The sequence below is a fragment of the Streptomyces inhibens genome, assembly GCF_022221585.1.
Taxonomy (GTDB): domain Bacteria; phylum Actinomycetota; class Actinomycetes; order Streptomycetales; family Streptomycetaceae; genus Streptomyces; species Streptomyces inhibens.
Genome location: NZ_CP084681.1, coordinates 5,397,645 through 5,416,948 on the forward strand (window position 1 = coordinate 5,397,645; position 19,304 = coordinate 5,416,948).

Genomic DNA, 19,304 nt, shown 5'->3' on the forward strand with positions numbered 1-19,304 from the left:
GTCGTATGCGTGTCGTCCCTTGCGCTGTACCGCCGCTACCGTCCCGAGACCTTCGCCGAGGTCATCGGGCAAGAGCACGTGACCGATCCGCTGCAGCAGGCATTGCGGAACAATCGGGTCAATCACGCTTATTTGTTCAGTGGGCCGCGTGGTTGTGGCAAGACGACGAGTGCGCGGATCCTTGCGCGGTGCTTGAACTGTGAGGAAGGTCCCACTCCCACGCCCTGTGGGAAGTGCCAGTCCTGTGTGGACCTGGCCAGGAACGGGCGGGGCTCGATCGATGTGATCGAGATCGACGCGGCGTCGCACGGTGGCGTGGACGACGCCCGTGAGCTGCGGGAAAAGGCGTTCTTCGGGCCGGCCGGCAGTCGCTACAAGATCTACATCATCGACGAGGCGCACATGGTGACCTCGGCGGGCTTCAACGCCCTGCTCAAGGTCGTCGAGGAGCCGCCGGAGCATCTGAAGTTCATTTTCGCGACCACCGAGCCCGAGAAGGTCATCGGGACGATCCGGTCGCGTACGCATCACTATCCGTTCCGGCTGGTGCCGCCGGGCACGCTGCGGGACTACCTGGCGGAGGTGTGCGGCCAGGAGGACATCCCGGTGGAGGACGGCGTGCTGCCGCTGGTGGTGCGCGCGGGAGCCGGGTCGGTGCGTGACTCGATGTCCGTGATGGACCAGCTGCTCGCCGGGGCCGGTGCGGACGGTGTGACATATGCCATGGCGACGGCCCTGCTCGGGTACACGGACGGCTCGCTGCTGGATTCGATCGTGGAGGCCTTCGCCGCGGGGGACGGCGCGGCGGCCTTCGAGGTCGTGGAGCGGGTCATCGAGGGCGGGAATGACCCGCGGCGGTTCGTCGCGGACCTGCTGGAGCGGCTGCGGGACCTGGTGATTCTGGCGGCCGTGCCGGACGCGGGGGAGACGGGGCTGATCGACGCCCCCGCGGATGTGGTGGAGCGGATGACCGCGCAGGCGTCCGTCTTCGGCGCGGCCGAGCTGAGCCGGGCCGCCGACCTGGTCAATACGGGCCTGACGGAGATGCGCGGGGCGACCTCGCCGCGGCTGCAGCTGGAGCTGATCTGTGCGCGGGTGCTGCTGCCCGCGGCGTACGACGACGAGCGGTCGGTGCAGGCGCGGCTCGACCGCCTGGAGCGCGGCGCGGGTGCGGCGCTGCTGAGCGGGGCGAGCGGTGCGGTCGGTGCCGGTGGGACGAGCGGCGGTGCGGCGCCCGGGGGCGGTCCCGGGGTGGCGCCCGTTGTGTCGTCCGGAGGCGGGCCCGCGGCCGGGTATGTGCCGGGGCCGGAGGCGCATCCGCCGATGCCGGCCGCGGGACCGTCCGGGCCGGCCGCCGCGCGTGCGGCGGTGCGGGGCGCGGTGAGCGGTGGGGCCGGTGGCGCGGGTGCGCCCGCGGGCGGCGGTGCGGGGGCATCGGCCGCGCCGGCTCCGGCTGCCCAGGCTCCTGGGGGCCCGGCTGCCGCCGGGGCGTCCGGTGGGCCGGTGGCCGGGACCGGCCAGGAGCAGCAGGTGGGCGCCGGGGCGCCGCAGGGCGGCCCGGCGGGTGCCGCGCAGGGCGGTGGCGGTGAGGGTGCTGCCGCGCGGCCCGGGGCGTGGCCCGGAGCTGCCGGCAGGGGGTCCGCCGCCGGCAACGGCGGCAATGGCGGCGGCGACGGCGGGCGGCAGCCCGGTGGCTGGCCCACGGCCGTGGCTCCGGGGCAGGGCGGCCAGGGGGCTCAGGGCGGTGCGCCCGCCGCGCCGTCGGCAGGCGCGCCCGAATCCGTACAGCAGCCGGCACAGGGCGGGGCGGCCGGTGCCTGGCCCGCCGCGTCCGGACCCGGTTCCGGCGCCCCCGCACCCGTACAGCAGCAGCCACAGGGCGCGCCCGCACAGCAGCCGGCCGCCGCGGCCCCGGGGGCCGCCCAAGGCGCCGCTCAGGTGCGGCAGATGTGGCCGGACATCCTCGAGGCGGTCAAGGACCGCCGGCGTTTCACCTGGATCCTGCTGAGTCAGAACGCGCAGGTCTCCGGCTTCGACGGGACGACGCTGCAGATCGGCTTCCCCAATGCCGGTGCCCGCGACAGCTTCGCCAACGGGGGAAGCGAGGACGTCCTCAAGGACGTGCTGGCCGAGCGGTTCCAGCTGCAGTGGCGGGTCGAGGCGATCGTCGACCCGTCGGGCGGCGCCAATCCGCCGGCCGGCGGTGCTCCCCGTAGTGGCGGTGGCGGCTTCGGCGGCGGAGGGGGCGGTGGCTTCGGTGGCGGGGCGCCCGCCGCACCGCAGCAGGGTGCGTCGCAGGCGCCGCAGCAGCAGAGCGGCCCGGGGTCCCAGTCGTCCGGCGGGCAGTACGGGCCGGGCGGCGGTGGCGGCGGCAGTCAGGGCGCCCGGATGGCGCGGGAGGCGGTGTCCCCGTCGGCGTCCGCGGGCGGCGGCCAGGGCGGTCCCGCGGCGGAGCCCTCGTACACCCCGCCGGAGCCCCCGCCGATGTCGATCGAGTACGACATGCCGGCCGAGGACGACCCCGATCTCGTCGACTCCGCGCTCAGCGGCCACGACCTGATCGTGCGCGAACTCGGCGCCACCGTCGTGGAGGAGTTCAACAACGAGTAGGGGTACGGGACGGTGCGGAGCCGGACGGCAGGTAAGCGGGCGTACACCAGGCGTACACCCGTGCTCCTCCCTACGGCGTAGGGCGCCGGGCCCGTGAAACACGTAGGCTCGGGCTACCGCACCAATCGTTGTCGTATGGCAGGAGTCACGTCGTGATCCCCGGTGGTCAGCCCAATATGCAGCAGCTGCTCCAGCAGGCCCAGAAGATGCAGCAGGATCTCGCGGCCGCCCAGCAGGAGCTGGCGGAGACGCCCGTCGAGGGTTCTGCGGGCGGCGGTCTGGTCAAGGCGACGGTGACCGGCTCCGGTGAGCTTCAGAGCCTGGTCATCGACCCCAAGGCGGTCGACACCGACTCCGCGGAGGAGACGGCCGAGACGATCGCCGACCTCGTCCTCGCGGCGGTCCGGGATGCCAACGCCAGTGCCCAGCAGCTTCAGCAGCAGAAGCTCGGTCCGCTCGCCCAGGGTCTGGGCGGTGGCGGCATCCCCGGTCTCCCTTTCTGAGGAGTAGCCAACTAGCGTACGCATCACGGCAGAAGAGAGAGAAGACGTTCCGTGTATGAAGGCGTGGTTCAGGATCTGATCGACGAGTTGGGCAGGCTGCCCGGCGTCGGTCCCAAGAGCGCGCAGCGGATCGCCTTCCACATTCTTCAGGCCGAGCCGACCGATGTCCGCCGGCTCGCGAATGCGCTGATGGAGGTCAAGGCAAAGGTCCGGTTCTGCAGCGTCTGCGGCAATGTGGCGCAGGAGGAGCAGTGCCGGGTCTGTCTGGACCCGCGGCGTGATCCGGCGGTCATCTGCGTCGTGGAGGAGCCCAAGGACGTCGTGGCGATCGAGCGGACGCGTGAGTTCCGCGGTCGCTACCACGTCCTCGGTGGGGCGATCAGCCCGATCGAGGGCGTCGGCCCCGATGACCTGCGGATAAGGGAACTGCTGGCCAGGCTCGCGGACGGCACCGTCACCGAGCTGATCCTGGCCACCGACCCGAATCTGGAGGGCGAGGCCACGGCCACGTATCTGGCCCGCATGATCAAACCCATGGGCCTGAGAGTGACGCGACTGGCGAGCGGTCTGCCGGTCGGCGGCGATCTGGAGTACGCGGACGAGGTCACGCTGGGGCGGGCCTTCGAAGGGAGGAGACTTCTCGATGTCTGATGCCACGCTGCACAACGCGACACAGGACCCGGACGACTTCGCCGTATCGATCTCCGACTCGATCGAGAGTTTCATCGTCGCGGTGACGGAGGTCGCCAAGGGCGACGAGCCGGACAGCGCGGTGCCCTTCCTGCTGCTGGAGATCTCCCAGCTGCTGCTCACCGGCGGCCGGCTGGGCGCCCACGAGGACATCGTTCCCGACGAGCGGTACGAGCCGGACACCGGCCCGGAGCCGGACGTCGACGAGCTGCGTGAGCGCTTTGCGAACCTGCTCGACCCGGTGGATGTCTACTCCGAGGTCTTCGACCCGTACGTGCCGCGTAGCGAGCCGGTCGCCAGCCGGATCTCCGACGACCTGGCCGACATCATCACCGACCTGCGGCACGGCCTGGCGCACTACCGGGCGGGCCGGATCAGCGAGGCCCTGTGGTGGTGGCAGTTCTCCTACCTCTCCAACTGGGGCCCGACCGCCTCGGCCGCCCTGCGCGCGCTGCAGTCGCTGGTCGCCCACGTACGCCTCGACCAGCCGCTGGACGAGCTGGACGGTCTGGACACCGACAGTGACGTCGCCGGCGACGAGGAACGGCTCGCCGAGGAGGCCGGAAAGGTCATGGCGGCCGAGATCGCGGGACCGCTGGGACTGCGCGGGAGGTGAGCCCGGGGACGGCCGCCGAGGCGGCCGCTCGCCGTGGCCGAGCGCTGTGACCTGGGTTACGTTTTCGTGTGTACCGGTCCTGAGCGGGCATGTGCCAGCCGAGCGGGCGCGAAGGGGCGTCATGCGGAGCCGCCGCGGAGACGTGGAACTCATGGGTCAGGTGGTCACTGTGGCTGCGCCACGGTGACCCTGGTGATCGCGTGGTGATCGACCAGTGAGTTTCGTGTCTCACGATGTGGTATCAGCAGGGCGGACTCCGCTCGCTCGTTAGACTGAGCCGACCGCAGTACCCCCATTTCCGGGGGTCCGGGAGGAAACTCCCGAAGAGACAGTTGCGAGGAGCGCACGTGGGCCTTGTCGTGCAGAAGTACGGCGGCTCATCCGTTGCGGATGCCGAGGGCATCAAGCGCGTTGCCAAGCGAGTCGTCGAAGCCAAGAAGAACGGCCACCAGGTGGTCGTCGTGGTTTCGGCGATGGGCGACACGACGGACGAGCTGATCGATCTCGCTCAGGAAGTGTCCCCGATTCCGTCGGGGCGCGAGTTCGACATGCTGCTGACCGCCGGAGAGCGGATCTCCATGGCCCTGCTGGCGATGGCGATCAAAAACCTCGGTCACGAGGCGCAGTCCTTCACCGGTAGCCAGGCCGGTGTCATCACCGACTCCGTGCACAACAAGGCACGGATCATCGATGTCACGCCGGGCCGCATCAAGAGCTCGGTCGACGAGGGCAATATCGCCATCGTCGCCGGCTTCCAGGGCGTTTCCCAGGACAAGAAGGACATCACGACGCTGGGGCGGGGTGGCTCGGACACCACCGCCGTGGCGCTGGCGGCCGCGCTGGACGCCGAGGTCTGTGAGATCTACACCGATGTGGACGGTGTCTTCACCGCCGACCCGCGGGTCGTGAAGAAGGCCCGGAAGATCGACTGGATCTCCTTCGAGGACATGCTGGAGCTGGCCAGCTCCGGCTCCAAGGTGCTGCTGCACCGCTGCGTCGAGTACGCACGCCGTTACAACATCCCGATCCACGTCCGCTCCTCGTTCTCGGGGCTCAAGGGCACGTGGGTCAGCAACGAACCGCAAGGGGACCAGCCGATGGAGCAGGCAATCATCTCGGGCGTCGCACACGACACCTCCGAGGCGAAGGTCACGGTCGTCGGAGTCCCGGACAAGCCGGGCGAGGCCGCGCGGATCTTCCGTGCGATCGCGGACTCCGAGGTCAACATCGACATGGTCGTCCAGAACGTGTCGGCGGCCTCGACCGGTCTGACCGACATCTCCTTCACGCTGCCGAAGGACGAGGGCCGCAAGGCCGTCGCGGCGCTGGAGCGGACCCGTGCCGCGGTCGGCTTCGACTCGCTGCGCTACGACGACCAGATCGCCAAGATCTCGCTGGTCGGCGCGGGTATGAAGACCAACCCGGGCGTCACGGCGACGTTCTTCGAGGCGTTGTCGAACGCGGGCGTGAACATCGAGCTCATCTCGACCTCCGAGATCCGCATCTCGGTCGTCACCCGCGCCGATGACGTGAACGAGGCCGTGCGCGCCGTGCACACCGCCTTCGGTCTCGACACGGAGAGTGACGAGGCCGTGGTCTATGGCGGCACCGGACGATGATTCCGGCCGAGGCGGGCCGTCCGTCCCTCGCTGACACGGCGGGGGCGGACGCCCGTACGGCCCGCAAGCCGCATCTCGCCGTCGTCGGTGCCACCGGCGCCGTCGGCTCGGTCCTGCTGGGCATCCTGTCCGAGCGGGCCGACATCTGGGGCGAGATCCGGCTGATCGCCTCACCCCGCTCGGCCGGCCGCAAGCTGACCGTGCGGGGCGAGGAGGTCGAGGTCGTCGCGTTGAGCGAGGAGGCCTTCGACGGTATCGACGTCGCGATGTTCGACGTCCCCGACGAGGTCTCCGCGCAGTGGGCGCCGGTCGCGGTGTCCAAGGGCGCGGTGGTCGTGGACAACTCCGGCGCTTTCCGAATGGACCCGGACGTACCGCTGGTCGTACCCGAGGTCAATGCGCATACGGCACGGGTGCGCCCGCGCGGCATCATCGCCAACCCCAACTGCACGACGCTCTCGATGATCGTCGCGCTGGGCGCGCTGCATGCCGAGTACGGGCTGAGCGAGCTGATCGTCTCCTCGTACCAAGCCGTTTCCGGGGCCGGAAAGGCCGGCATCGACACGTTGCGGGCGCAGCTGTCCGCGGTGTCCGGTACGGAGCTGGGGACGACGCCCGGTGACGTACGGCGGGCCGTCGGTGACACCCTGGGGCCGTTCCCGGCGCCGATCGCGCTCAATGTCGTGCCCTGGGCCGGCTCGCTCCAGGAGGACGGCTGGTCCTCGGAGGAGCTCAAGGTCCGTAACGAGTCCCGCAAGATCCTGGGGCTGCCGGACCTGCCGGTGACCGCGACCTGTGTGCGGGTCCCGGTGATCACGACTCACTCGCTGGCCGTGCACGCACGGTTCGAGAACGAGGTCACGGTCGCCGGCGCGCACGAGATCCTGGCCGCGGCTCCCGGGGTCGTCCTCAGCGACGATCCGGCCGAGGGCGAGTACCCCACCCCGTCCGATGTCGTCGGTACGGACCCGACGTGGGTCGGGCGGGTGCGGCGTTCGCTGGACGATCCGCGGGCGCTGGAGCTGTTCGTGTGCGGGGACAATCTGCGCAAGGGAGCGGCGTTGAACACGGCGCAGATAGGGGAGTTGGTGGCGGCGGAGCTGCGCGGGTAGCTCGGGCCGGGCCTGTTGTGCAGGGGGCTCTGGGGCAGGCATCGCCACCGGGCGGGACTTTGCGGACACGCTCCAGGGTGTCTCCGCCTGGGGTGGCACGGGGCGTGACGTGGGTGACTTGGCGGGATTGGCCGTCGCGGGCCGACCGCCTGGGAGATACTTTGTGGGACGTGTGAAGATCCTGTGAGCGAATTGCTGGTCCAAACCTCTTGATCTGGGCTGACGATCTGTTCGACCATTCGCTCCCCGCCACACTGCAACCGGCAGTTGGGCGGGGAGCGTCTTTGTGGCCGCCCTTAGGGGTGGCTCGAGGGTGTCCGCAGGCCGCTTGGTGAGCCCGCGGACAGCGGGGTAGGCGCGTCGGAATAAATGGGGCATTCAGGAAGAGCTGGTACGCATGAGGGCATTTGATGCATCGTCAAAAGCGATGCCTTGCGCGTACAACCCTTATGGGGGGAAGCGTGTCCAACAGGCGTGGCAGAGGTACTCGGATTCACCATCGCCCCAGCGGGCGCAGCAGGCGCGACAGTGCGCCCGCAGCGGCCCCGTGTGTCCGGGGGCATGCCAGTGATCGCCCCCTGGCCCACCACGCGTCCCGCGCAGATTCCTCCTCAGCGTGGGGACACTGACGACGCGATGGCAGCGGGCACCACAGTCGACCACCTCACCGAGACCTACCGCGCGCACTACCGCTCCCTGCTCGGCCTCGCCGCGCTGCTCCTCGACGACACCGCCTCCTGCGAGGACGTCGTCCAAGAGGCCTTCATCCGGGTGCACTCCGCGCGCGGACGGGTGCGCGACCCCGAGAAGACCCTCGCCTATCTCCGGCAGACCGTCGTCAACCTCTCGCGCTCCGCGCTGCGTCGCCGCATCCTCGGGCTCAAGCTGCTCTCCAAGCCGATGCCCGACATGGCGAGCGCCGAGGAGGGCGCGTACGACCTGCTGGAGCGCGACCAGCTGATCCAGGCGATGCGCGGGCTGCAGCGCCGGCAGCGCGAGGTGCTGGTGCTGCGCTATTTCGCCGATATGACCGAGGCGCAGGTCGCCGAGACGCTGGGCATATCGCTCGGCTCGGTCAAGGCGTACGGGTCGCGGGGTATCGCGGCGCTCCGCGTCGCGATGGAGGCTCCAGCATGAGTGGCACGAGGTTTGGTCGGCAGGGGCCGTTCGATCGACGGGGTTCGGTTGGGCGGCGCGGTGCGGTTGGTGCGGTTGGCTTGGCCGGTTCGGTTGGTTCGGGCGATGTCGTGCGTGGGCTGTACGCGGCGCGTGAGGCGCAGGGCCGTCCGGAAGGCGCGTCGGGGGGCGGGCGTCGATGGGGCGTCGCGTCCGGGAACGGCGATGACATCGGTGTCGTGGGTGATGCCGTGGATGGCGCCGCAGTTGGTGTCACAAAGGGTGCTGCGGACGGCGCTGCGGACGGTGCCGTGGATGGTGCCGTGGATGGTGCCGGGGCCGGTACGGAAGGTGGAGCCGGAGTCGGAGCCGGAGTCGGTGCCGGAGTCGGAGCCGGAGTCGGTGCCCGTGACGGGGCCGATGGCGATGCGTACGACAGCGACGCGTACGACAGCGACGCGTACGACAGTGAAGTGCACGAGCATGAGTGCGAGCACGAGCGGGAGCGCGATGCGCAGGCCGGCGTCGCCTTCGGTGGCAGCACCGGTGGCGACGACGGTGACGGCGACGGCCATGGTCGCAGCCACCCCACGGGCGGCTTCGGCGACGGCTTCGGCGGTGAGGACGATCTGAGGCGGCTGCTCCAGTCCCGCGTCGGCGACCTCGAACCCGCGCCGGAGGCGCTGGAGATGCTGCGCCGCGCGGTGCCCGCACGCCGTCAGCGCCGTCGCCATGCCGTCGTGGGCGCGGCCGCCGTGCTGCTGCTCGGCGGTACGTCCATCCCCGCCATGGTCCACGTGGCGAACCTGGCCGACGGCTCCACGGACCGCCCCGCCAATGCCGCGAGCAGCCAGCGTGCCCAGGGCAACTCCGAGGGCGCACACGGCGAGGGCACCGAGCAGGCCGGCCCGCGGCCGACCGGCAAGGACGGCCGGAAGCCGGGCGAGGACGAGCCCGCGAGCAGGGGCAAGGCCACGGAGAAGAGCGGCGCGGGCCACGGCGCGGGCGCCGGCACTCCCGCTCCGGACGAGACCATGGAGGTCACCTCACCGGTCTGCGCGCGTGCACAGCTCGGCCAGGGCAGCGGCACGGTCGGTACCGCGGACTCCGAGGGGCGCGTCTACGGCTCGTTCCGGGTGGTCAACACCTCCGCGACCGCCTGCTCCGTCGAGGGCGGCGGCACCGTCGGCCTGGTCGCACAGGGCTCCACGAGCCCCGACCGGATCCATGTCGTCGACCACACCTCGGGCGATGAGGCCACCGGTCTGCCCGACCCGGCCACCACTCCTGACCAGCTGGTTCTCAAGCCGGGCGAGGCGTACGAGGTCAAGTTCGCCTGGATCCCGCAGGCCGGCGGCGGCACCACCGGATGCGTCGCCCCGGGGCCCTCGCCGACGCCCGACCCCTCCAAGGACCCGGGGCAGTCCCCGGACGCCGGGGCCACGGCGACGAGCGACAGCGGCGGCCAGGCGGGCGGCGACACCGGTTCGGGCGAGGGCGGAGCCGCGTCCGGAGGCATCGTGCTCAGCCATACGCCGGAGGCGGGCGAGCCCGCGGCGGCCGACGCCAAGGTCGCGGATGCCTGCGCCGGCACGGTGTACCGCACCGAGGCGCTGGCGGCCCACTAGCGGGTGCCCCGGTATCGGTCGCCCCGGCAACGGTCGACTCAGTAGCGGTCGAATCAGTAGCGGTCGACCGGGTCACGGCCGACTCAAGGACGGTCGACCTGGTATCGGCCGACCTGGTATCGGCCGACCTGGTGGCCGACCTGGTATCGGCCGACCCGGTATCGGACGGGACAGCCCAGGTCCTGGCGGCCGCGGCCGTGCCGTGGAGGGGGCGGTGCGGCCTCGCCGTTCGGGCCCCGTACCGTTGATGGTGTGTACCGGTTCCTGCTGACCCCGCGGTGGTGGGGGATCAACGTCTTCGCCGTACTGGCGATTCCCTTCTGCATCTTCATGGGCAGCTGGCAGCTGAGCCGCTTCGAGGACCGCGTCGACACCCACCAGCAGCAGGAGGACCGCTCCGCCCAGGCCAAGGCCGCGGCCGCCCGCCCCCTGGAGCGCCTGCTGCCCGTCGACAAGGTCACCTCCGGCCGCCAGGCCAGCGCCCGCGGGCACTACGACACCGGGTACCAACTGCTCGTACCGGCCCGCACGTTGAAGGACAAGCACGGCGAACAGCAGGGCTTCTACGTCCTCAACCTGCTGCGTACGGACAGCGGCAAGGCCCTCCCCGTCGTACGGGGCTGGCTGCCCGGCGACGCGAACGCGAAGGCCGACACGGCGAAGGTGCCCGCGCCGCCCAAGGGCGAAGTGACGGTCACCGGCGCGCTGCAGGCGTCCGAGAACCAGGGCACCGACGGCGTACAGGCCGGCGGTGGGCTGCCGCAGGGACAGCTCGGCATGATCAGCGCGGCGTCGCTGGTCAACATCGTGCCGTACGAGGTCTACGACGCCTGGATCACGCTCACCGACGCCCAGGCCCCGCTGCACGCCGTTCCTCCGGCCGCCGCCGAGGGCAGCGGCCTGGACCTCAAGGCCTTCCAGAACCTCGGCTACACCGGCGAGTGGTTCGTCTTCGCCGGCTTCGTCGTCTTCATGTGGTTCCGCCTCTTCCGCCGCGAGGCCGAAGCCGCCAAGGACGCGGCGCTCGGCATCCTGCCGCAGGGGGACACGAGCGGGACTCCGGGGGGCGCGGCTGCGGGGAGCGAGGCTGCGGGGGACGGAGTTGCGACGGGTGGGGCTGCGACGGGCCGGGCCGGGAGCGGCACTGCGGCGGGCGCTGGTGAGGCCGAGGATCAGGGCGAGGCGGTGCGGGCGGGGCAGGGGTGAGCCGAGGGAGCGGGTGAGGCTGCGTCCCCTTCGGGGGTCCCCCGCCCCCGCCCCCGCCCCCACCCTCCCCACCCCGCCTCCGCCCCGCACCTGCAACGCTGTCGCACCTGGTCAGAGGGCGTACGACGGTGGTAGCCGCAATCGAATCGGCGTGCCACCGTAGGCCATATGGCAGGCAACCACACCCCTCCGCACGGCCACACCCCTCCGCACGGCCATGCCCACGCGCACACCGACGCCCACAGCCACGCCCACACCGACGCCCACAGCCACGCCCACGCGCCTGACCACCATGACCGCCACCCTGACCACCCTGACCGCCACCGTGCCGGCCGGTGGGCACGGATGCGGCACCAGCTCGCCCACCTGGTCACCCCGCACAGCCATGAGGCCGCGGACAAGGTCGACGCCGCGATGGAAGCCTCCCGCGAGGGCATGCGCACCCTGTGGCTTTCGCTCGGCATCCTGGGCCTGACCAGCGTGATCCAGGCGGCGGTCGTCGCGCTGTCGGGCTCCGTGGCGCTGCTCGGCGACACGATCCACAACGGCGCCGACGCCCTGACCGCCGTTCCGCTGGGCATCGCCTTCGTGCTCGGACGCCGGGCGGCGAACCGCCGCTACACCTACGGCTACGGCCGCGCCGAGGACCTCGCGGGCATCGTCATCGTGCTGACAATCGCCGCCTCCTCCGCCCTGGCCGCCTACGAGGCCGTCGACCGCTTGCTGAACCCCCGTGATGTCACGCACCTGTGGGCGGTGGCCGTGGCCGCCGTGGTCGGTTTCCTGGGCAACGAGTGGGTGGCCCGCTACCGCATTCGCACCGGCCGCAAGATCGGCTCAGCAGCCCTGGTCGCCGATGGTCTGCATGCCCGCACCGATGGCTTCACCTCCCTTGCCGTCCTCCTCGGCGCCGGCGGCGCCGCCCTCGGCTGGCGCCTTGCCGACCCCCTCATCGGCCTGCTCATCACCGCCGCCATCCTCCTTGTCCTGCGCGACGCCGCCTGTGAGGTCTACCGACGCCTGATGGACTCCGTCGACCCCCAGCTCATCGACACCGCCGAGACCACCCTGCGCACGGTGGACGGTGTCCGCGGCGTCGGACAGGTCCGTATGCGCTGGATAGGCCACACCCTGCGGGCCGAGGCCGACATCGTCGTCGACTCCGAGCTGACCGTTGTGCAGGCCCATGCACTCGCCGTCGCCGCCGAGCACGCCCTCATCCACGCCGTCCCCCGTCTCACGGCCGCGACCGTCCATACCGACCACACCAGCATCGGCACCGACCCGCATGCCGTCCTGGCCCATCACACCGCCGCCTGACCGAGATCCGCGCGGTCCCGCCCGGGCCTCAGCCGCCCGGGCCTCAGCCGCCCGGGCCTTGGCCGCCCGGGCCTTGGCCGCCCGGGCCTCAGCCGCCCGGGCCTCAGCCCTCCAGAACCTCAGCCCTCCAGAACCTCAGCCCTCCCGAGCCTTCTCGATCACATACCGCTGGGCGAAGTCGAGCTCCAGACGGACCTGCTTGATGCGCTCCTCCACGACCAGCGAGCCATGACCGGCGTCATAGCGGTAGACCTCGTGCGGATGGCCGCGTCCCTCCAGCCGCTGGACGTAGTTCTCCACCTGCTGGATCGGGCAGCGCGGGTCGTTGACGCCCGCGGAAATGTAGACCGGGGCCCGCACCGCGTCCACGTACGTCAGCGGGGACGACGCCTCGAAGCGCTCCGGGACCTCCTCCGGGGTGCCGCCCAGCAGGGTCCGGTCCATCGCCTTGAGGGCTTCCATCTCGTCGTTGTACGCCGTGACATAGTCCGCGACCGGAACCGCCGCCAGGCCCACCGCCCAGGCCTCCGGCTGCGTACCGAGCCCCAGCAACGTCAGATAGCCGCCCCACGAGCCGCCGGCCAGCACCAGCCGCTCCGGATCGGCCAGACCGGACGAGACCGCCCACTCGCGCACCGCGGCGATGTCCTCCAGCTCGATCAGCCCGACGCGGTGCTTGAGCGCGTCCGTCCAGGCGCGGCCGTAGCCGGTCGAACCGCGGTAGTTGACGCGTACGACCGCGAAGCCGTGGTCCACCCAGGCCGCGGGCGACGAGGCGAACGCGTCGCTGTCGTGCCAGGTCGGGCCGCCGTGTATGTCGAAGACCGTCGGGAAGGGGCCCTCGCCCGCCGGCTGCTGGACCAGCGCGTGGATACGGCCGCCGGGGCCCTCCACCCAGATGTCCCGCACCGGCACCGAGCCCGGCGCCTTCATACCGGGCGGGTCCAGCACGACGCTGCCGCTGGTCGACCGCACCTCCGGGGGCTGGGCGGCCGACGACCACAGGAACTCGATCGTTCCGTCCGGCCGAGCCGTCGCGCCCGAGACCGTGCCGGCCGGGGTCTCGACCCGGGTCAGCACCGGGCCGCCCGCAGCGGTCGCGGCCGCCGCATCGGCCGGTGCGCCCGCGCCGCCCGGCGCACCGAGCTCGTAGCGCCACAGCTCGCTTCGCGCCTGGTACTCGTGCTCCACCAGCAGCGCGGACCCGTCCGGATACCAGTCGGCACCCACATCTCCCGGCAGGTCGATCTCCAGGGCCGTCTCCACCCCGGTCAGCGGATCCCAGATCATCGGCTCCCAGCGGCCCCGCCGCTGATGCCCCACGAGCAGCCTCGTGTCACCGTCCACCGGCGCGAAGCCCATCACCGACAGGCCCAGCTCCTCGGTCCCGCCGTTGGTGTCGTCCAGCTCCGCGACCGTCGAGCCGTCGGGCCGTACGACGCGGATCGCGGAGTGCATCGCGTCGCCGTGCTCGGTGTGCTCGATGGCGATCAGCGAGCCGTCGTGCGAGAGATCGCCGACGCCTGCCGACTCGCGGTGGCGGTAGATCTCGACCGGCGGTTCACCCGGCCGTACGACATGGACCGTCGAGCCCTCCTCGTCCGTGGAGCACCCGACGACCGCCGTCCCGTCCCGGCCGATGGCCAGGCCTCCCGGATACGAGGGGGCGAGCCCCGGGGTGGCCGGCTCATCCGGGCCGCCCGCGAACGGCTGCCGCATCCAGACGCCGAACTCGTCCCCGTCGGTGTCCGAGAACCACCAGATCCACTCGCCGTCCGGCGACAGCGTCCCGTCCGTCGTGCCGTTCGGCCGGTCGGTGGCCTGCCGCTGCCCGCCGGTCGCCCGGTCCCAGGCGTACAGCTCGAAGGTGCCGGTGGCGTTCGAGACGAACAGGGAGCGGTCCGGGGCGTCCTCGGCCCAGTCCGGCAGCCCGATCCGCGGCGCACGGAAGCGCTTCTCCCAGTCCGGCATCTCGACGTCCGAGCCCGCCATCGACCCGCCCGAGCCCGCTATCGGGTTGGCCGAGCCCGTCCTCGTCTCGGCCGACTGGTCGGCGTCTCTCGTCGAAGGTGTCGGATCGGTGGAGTGGTCGCGGCCTGCGGTCGTCTCGTCAGTCATGGGCCCATTCTGCGCCCGGCCCCCAAATTGCGTTGGCGAGGGCCACCAGCCTGTGGATAACTTCGTCGTATGCGAAGACACCCGGGCCCCGACGACTGGCGGGAGGCCAATCGCGCGAAGTGGGACGAGCGCGTCGCTATCCACACCGCGAGCGATTATTACGACCAGGACCGATTCCGCCGGGTCCGGGACGTGATCCGTGACTTCGAGGCCGCGGAGGTCGGCGATGTCACCGGCCGCTCCCTGCTCCACCTCCAGTGCCACTTCGGCCAGGACACCCTCTCCTGGGTGCACCGCGGCGCGGCCCGCGTCGTCGGCCTGGACTTCTCCGAACCGGCCGTCGAAGCGGCCCGCGAGCTCACCGCCGAGCTCGGCTACCGCCCGGACCGCGCAGCGTTCGTCGCCGCCGACGTCTATGACGCAGCCGAAGCCGTCCCCGACGACTCGTACGACATCGTCTACACCGGCATCGGCGCCCTGAACTGGCTCCCCGACCTGGAACGCTGGGCCGATACGGCCGCCTCCCTCGTCGCGCCCGGCGGCTTTCTCTACCTCGCCGAATTCCACCCACTCTGCGATGCCCTGGACGACGAGACCGGATCCCGCATCGTCCACGACTACTTCAGCCGCGATGCATGGGTCGACGAAACCCCCGGCACCTACACGGACTTCGGCGCGCCCACGGTCAACAACCGCAGCGTCGAATGGCAGCACCCGATCGGCGAGGTCGTCTCCGCCCTGGCCGGCGCCGGCCTGCGCATCGACTTCCTGCACGAACACGACATGACCATGTTCCAGCGCTTCAGCGCACTGCGCCGCAACGACGACGGCTACTACCGCTTCCCTGGCGACCGCCCCCGCATCCCCCTCATGTACTCGCTGAAGGCAAGCCGTACTCGCTGAAAGCAAGGCGTATTCGCCGCCCGTCCCCAGACGGCTAATGTGACGGACCGGCCAGGCCGGACGGTGCCGGGGGCGAGCCCGGCGGACGACCGAATGTCGGGCGTCGACTGTCAATGGTCGCGTGGTGAGGCGCCATGCGACGCACATCAACGGGGGTTCACCGTGCGGGTGCCTATACGTATTGCCGGTGCCGCGGGCCTCAGCGCGCTCATGCTGCTGACCGTGGGGTGCGCCGGCGGACCCCACGCCGGCACGGCATCGCCGGGCGCCTCGGAAGCCGTCACGCCCGCCGAACCGCTGCCGATGAAGGCCACGCCCCGCCCGGCCACCTGGACCGGCTCCGACCACAAGGCGCATGCGCTGCGGATCACGCCGATCCGGCTGGCCCGCGGCTCGGACTCCGACCTCAAGCACATCCGGCTGGACGACGACCTCAAGGGGATGGTGCCGTACTACCTCACCGTCACCTACACCAACACCGGCAAGGACACGGTGAGCGGAGCGGACCCGGCGCGGAACTTCTCGGTCAACGGGGCGGACGGCCAGGCCGCCCAGCAGGTCTCGCTGTTCCAGTCGAACCCGTTGGCCACCAGCTCGGGTCTGCCGCCCGAGTGCCGTGCGAGCGGCGCGCCCCAACTGGCCGCCGGTGCCACGGCGGCGAACTGCCAGATCTACATGCTGCCGAAGGGCCGGCAGCCGGCGACCGTCTCGTACAAGGACGACGGCGGCGACACCCTCATCTGGCAGGTCGGCGGTGCCAAGGGCGGCGGCTCCGACGGGGTGCTGCCCGCGGGCAGGCCCGCCGACGGCATCACGGAGGACAGCCGCAGCCGCCCCGTCCCGCTGCGCATCACGCCGAAGAGCGTGCGCACCGGCGACATCGCCGACCTGAGCCGCTTCGACCTGGACGCGGACGAGAAGAAGCTCATCCCGTATTACGTGACGATGCAGTACCGCAACAGCGGCAAGTACGACCTGCTGCCCGACATGAATGAGGGGGTGGCGCTGCGGACCGCGGGCGGTCAGACCGTGAAGAAGATGATTCTCCTCGACATCGGCGGCCCCGGGGTCGGCCGGTGCCCCGAAGCCGTCCCGCACACGATGGTGAAGCCGAACGGCACGGTGACGGAGTGCTCCATCCACCTGCTGCCGAAGGGCGACGCCCCGGTGGCCGTCATCTTCGACGGTGAGGGGGAGGGCGCGCGGTCGGTCACCTGGCGGGTGCCGGTGGACGGCGGCAAGTAGCCGCCCGTCGGAGCGCCAACGGATCACCGATCACCTCATCCGGCGCGTCGGCCGGGGCACGCCATACGGGCGGGCCCCGGCCGAGCGCTGTGGCGACCGCCGCGCGCAGTACTGGCGGGCATTACGCACAGACCGGCACGCAGTACCGGCGCGCAGCCTTAGCGCTTCGCCAACCGCAGCGGCAAAGAATTCAGCCGCCAACTGCCGGGCATCGGCGCCCGCTCCAGGGCTTCCGGTTCGACGCCCAGCGCTACGTCCGGGTAGTGCGCGAGCAGTTTGCCGAACGCCACTTCGCCCTCCTGCCTGGCGAGCGTGGCGCCCAAGCAGTAGTGCATCCCGTGGCCGAAGCCCACGTGGTTCTCGGCGTGGCCTGCGGGGTGACGGGTCAGGTCGAGGCGATCGGGGTCGCTGTAGTGGCGGGGGTCGAAGTTCGCCGATACCAGGATGAGTTGTACGGCGTCGCCCTTCCGGATCGGCGTACCGGCGAGGTCGATGTCCTCGGAGGCGTAACGCAACTGGGTCATGTGCACCGGCCCGCACCAGCGCATCAGCTCATGGACGGCACGCGGGAGCAGGGCCGGGTCGTCCTTGAGCAGGCGCAGCTGGTCGGGGTGGGTGAGCAGCGCCGCCGTGCCGTTGCCTATGAGGTGGGCGGTGGTCTCGTGACCGGCGAAGACGAGGGCGAACACCATGGTGACCATCTCGACGTCGCTGAGCCGGCTGCCGTCGTCGTCCTGGGCACGGATCAGCTCGCTGAGCAGATCGTCGGTGAGCGCGCCGCGCCGTTCGCGGATCAGTTCATGGGTGTGGTCGATCATCGCCGGGAACGACGTGCTGAGCCGCTCCGGCTCCAGTGACACGAGGTCGGCGCCCCATGCGCGCCATTGCGGGCGATCGGCTTCGGGTATGCCGACCAGTTCGCAGATGACCGTGATCGGCAGTGGGTAGGCGAAGTGCTGGATGAGGTCGACGACGCCGTCCTCGGCGTGCTCGGGGAGCCGGGCCAGCAGCTCGTCGGCGATCTGCTCGACGCGCGGCCGCAGATCGGTGATCTTACGTGCGGTGAAGGCCCGCGAGACGAGGCGGCGAAGCCGGGTGTGATCGGGGGCGTCGCTGTTGAGGATCGATCCGAGCAGATAGACCCGAAGGTGCTCGGGGAGGCCCATCTGCTCCAGCATCCTGACCATCGGCATCTCCTCGGCCTGACTGCCCAGGAGCGGCGACGCCGGATTGTTCACGAACCGCTGGTCGCGCAGGACTTGGCGGACCTCCTCGAAGCGGGTCACGAACCATACGGGCGAGTCGTCCATGAACCGGCCACGTACGACCGGCCCCTTCTCGCGCAGCGCGCCGTAGCCGCCGAACGGATCGTTGATCAGCGCCGGTTCCATCACGTTCGGCTCGCCCGGGTGTTTCCCTATGTGCTCGGCGAACGGAGAGCTGGATAAGGCTGACATCTTTCGTTCTCCTCCGGGTTGGGAGTCGGTTCGGGAGTCAGGGTGGGACTCGGGGGGTGGCTCAACTTCGGTCGTGGCGTGGCGTGGGTGGTGGTTCGGGGCGTGACTCGGCACATGGCGTGGCAGGTGACGTGATGGCCGGTCAGCTACGTACCTGCCGGCGCATCTCCTGCGCGCTGAGCTCCGCCAGATGCTCGTAGAGAGTGATGACCTCGGGCGCAGCCGCAGCCGCAGCCGCAGCCGCAGCCGCAGCGGCGGCGGCGGCGAGGCGTACGCCACCGGAGGCAGGATCCGTACCAAGCCTCACCCCGGGATCCGCACCCGCACCAGATCCGGGGCACGTCTCCAACGCGCTCCGCACCGTATGGGCGAGGATCTCGGCGCGTGCCTCCGGGTCGTCCGGGGCGCGGTCGGAGAGCAACGCTTCGGATGTGAAGAAGCCGGTGGCCATCGCCATCAAGGCGTACTGCTGGTGGTGCACGTCCATGTCGTCGCGCACCAGACCGTGTTCGCGCAGTACTTCGAGATGGCGCCGCAGGACCCGGTCGCCCTGAACTATCAGCTCAGCAAGCTCCTTCTTGGCGGTGTCGTTGAGCCGGCCGAGGATGTCGGCGTCGTCGGTGTAGAGGGCGCGCAGTACCGGTTCACCCAGGAAGTCGAGGAAGTGCCCACGCAGCGCCCGGCTCGGCAGGATCTCCATCGGGTCGGAGCGCATGCGCGCCAACTGCCGCTGATGGCTTCGGGACTGAACCCTGAGCACAACGGCCAGGAGCAGCGAATCCTTGGTCTTCCAGTGCAGATAGACCGTGCCCTTGCCGACCTTGGCACGGCGGGCGATCTCGTCGATCGTCACTCGCCGATAGCCCCAGGCGAGCAGCAACTCCCCCGCCGCCTCCAGGATCCGCTCACCACGCTCCGCCCGTTCCACGGTGTGCCCCCTTTGACTGCGTGACCAGATATCGAATCTGGTCACGCAGTCAACACTAGGCCGGACGCCGCCCCGGCATAAGAAACTTTCCAGCCAGCAGCCAGCAGCCAGCCGGGCGTCCGCCACATCAACGCAACCGTCGAACGTTCTCGGCCATCGTCAGCCGACTCGCGGCGCGGGCGGCTTCCGGCCACGTACAACTCATGAGGGTGGGATGTGCCGGCGAGGGTGCG

15 protein-coding genes are annotated in these 19,304 nt (G+C 70.9%); 12 read left to right on the top strand and 3 right to left on the bottom strand.

Translation table 11 applies throughout. From position 1 onward, the window contains the following. Positions 1 to 9 precede the first annotated feature (9 nt). From KI385_RS24660 to KI385_RS24705, 10 genes are all read left to right on the top strand, one after another. Positions 10 to 2,610 (top strand): DNA polymerase III subunit gamma and tau, encoded by a 2,601-nt coding sequence (locus tag KI385_RS24660; RefSeq protein ID WP_238574305.1) that lies wholly within the window; start codon positions 10 to 12, stop codon positions 2,608 to 2,610. Positions 2,611 to 2,762: 152 nt separating this feature from the next. Beyond that, a complete protein-coding gene (locus KI385_RS24665) occupies positions 2,763 to 3,113 on the top strand; it encodes a YbaB/EbfC family nucleoid-associated protein (protein WP_086718527.1) in 351 nt (116 codons plus the stop codon). Between the two features lie 51 nt (positions 3,114 to 3,164). Next, on the top strand, positions 3,165 to 3,764 hold the full coding sequence (gene recR / locus KI385_RS24670) for a recombination mediator RecR (protein WP_006604196.1): 600 nt from the start codon (positions 3,165 to 3,167) through the stop codon (positions 3,762 to 3,764). Then, positions 3,757 to 4,419 (top strand): DUF5063 domain-containing protein, encoded by a 663-nt coding sequence (locus KI385_RS24675; RefSeq protein WP_238574306.1) that lies wholly within the window; start codon positions 3,757 to 3,759, stop codon positions 4,417 to 4,419. The genes recR and KI385_RS24675 overlap by 8 nt, the downstream gene beginning before the upstream one ends. A gap of 347 nt (positions 4,420 to 4,766) precedes the next feature. Continuing rightward, positions 4,767 to 6,038, top strand: coding sequence for an aspartate kinase (locus KI385_RS24680; RefSeq protein ID WP_238574307.1), 1,272 nt, complete (start codon positions 4,767 to 4,769; stop codon positions 6,036 to 6,038). Then, positions 6,035 to 7,150, top strand: a complete 1,116-nt coding sequence (locus KI385_RS24685; RefSeq protein ID WP_128506807.1) for an aspartate-semialdehyde dehydrogenase — start codon at positions 6,035 to 6,037, stop codon at positions 7,148 to 7,150. Before KI385_RS24680 ends, KI385_RS24685 begins: the two co-directional genes overlap by 4 nt. Positions 7,151 to 7,624: 474 nt before the next feature. Continuing rightward, positions 7,625 to 8,287: a SigE family RNA polymerase sigma factor gene (locus KI385_RS24690; RefSeq protein WP_181923653.1), complete on the top strand. Its 663-nt coding sequence runs from the start codon at positions 7,625 to 7,627 to the stop codon at positions 8,285 to 8,287. Between the two features lie 452 nt (positions 8,288 to 8,739). Beyond that, positions 8,740 to 9,894 (top strand): hypothetical protein, encoded by a 1,155-nt coding sequence (locus KI385_RS24695; protein ID WP_238574309.1) that lies wholly within the window; start codon positions 8,740 to 8,742, stop codon positions 9,892 to 9,894. A gap of 252 nt (positions 9,895 to 10,146) precedes the next feature. Continuing rightward, complete coding sequence (locus tag KI385_RS24700; protein ID WP_238574310.1) at positions 10,147 to 11,100, top strand: SURF1 family protein; 954 nt, start codon at positions 10,147 to 10,149, stop codon at positions 11,098 to 11,100. A gap of 168 nt (positions 11,101 to 11,268) precedes the next feature. Beyond that, positions 11,269 to 12,420 (top strand): cation diffusion facilitator family transporter, encoded by a 1,152-nt coding sequence (locus tag KI385_RS24705; protein ID WP_238574311.1) that lies wholly within the window; start codon positions 11,269 to 11,271, stop codon positions 12,418 to 12,420. A 135-nt stretch (positions 12,421 to 12,555) separates the two neighbouring features. On the opposite strand, the gene KI385_RS24710 is transcribed toward KI385_RS24705, so the two are convergent. Beyond that, on the bottom strand, positions 12,556 to 14,391 hold the full coding sequence (locus KI385_RS24710) for a S9 family peptidase (RefSeq protein ID WP_238577830.1): 1,836 nt from the start codon (positions 14,389 to 14,391) through the stop codon (positions 12,556 to 12,558). 216 nt (positions 14,392 to 14,607) lie between these two features. Between KI385_RS24710 and KI385_RS24715 the strand changes: the two genes are divergently transcribed. Both KI385_RS24715 and KI385_RS24720 read left to right on the top strand, forming a co-directional pair. Continuing rightward, positions 14,608 to 15,441, top strand: coding sequence for a class I SAM-dependent methyltransferase (locus KI385_RS24715; protein WP_238574312.1), 834 nt, complete (start codon positions 14,608 to 14,610; stop codon positions 15,439 to 15,441). A 168-nt stretch (positions 15,442 to 15,609) separates the two neighbouring features. Continuing rightward, entirely contained in the window at positions 15,610 to 16,686 is a 1,077-nt protein-coding gene (locus tag KI385_RS24720; protein ID WP_238574313.1) for a hypothetical protein, read from the top strand. 158 nt (positions 16,687 to 16,844) lie between these two features. Here KI385_RS24720 and KI385_RS24725 read toward each other — a convergent pair whose 3' ends face one another. Both KI385_RS24725 and KI385_RS24730 read right to left on the bottom strand, forming a co-directional pair. Beyond that, positions 16,845 to 18,143: a cytochrome P450 family protein gene (locus KI385_RS24725; RefSeq protein WP_238574314.1), complete on the bottom strand. Its 1,299-nt coding sequence runs from the start codon at positions 18,141 to 18,143 to the stop codon at positions 16,845 to 16,847. Between the two features lie 142 nt (positions 18,144 to 18,285). After that, positions 18,286 to 19,071 carry a TetR/AcrR family transcriptional regulator gene (locus KI385_RS24730; RefSeq protein ID WP_238574315.1) on the bottom strand — a complete coding sequence of 262 codons (786 nt, stop codon included), beginning with the start codon at positions 19,069 to 19,071 and terminating at the stop codon, positions 18,286 to 18,288. Between the last annotated feature and the right edge of the window lie 233 nt (positions 19,072 to 19,304).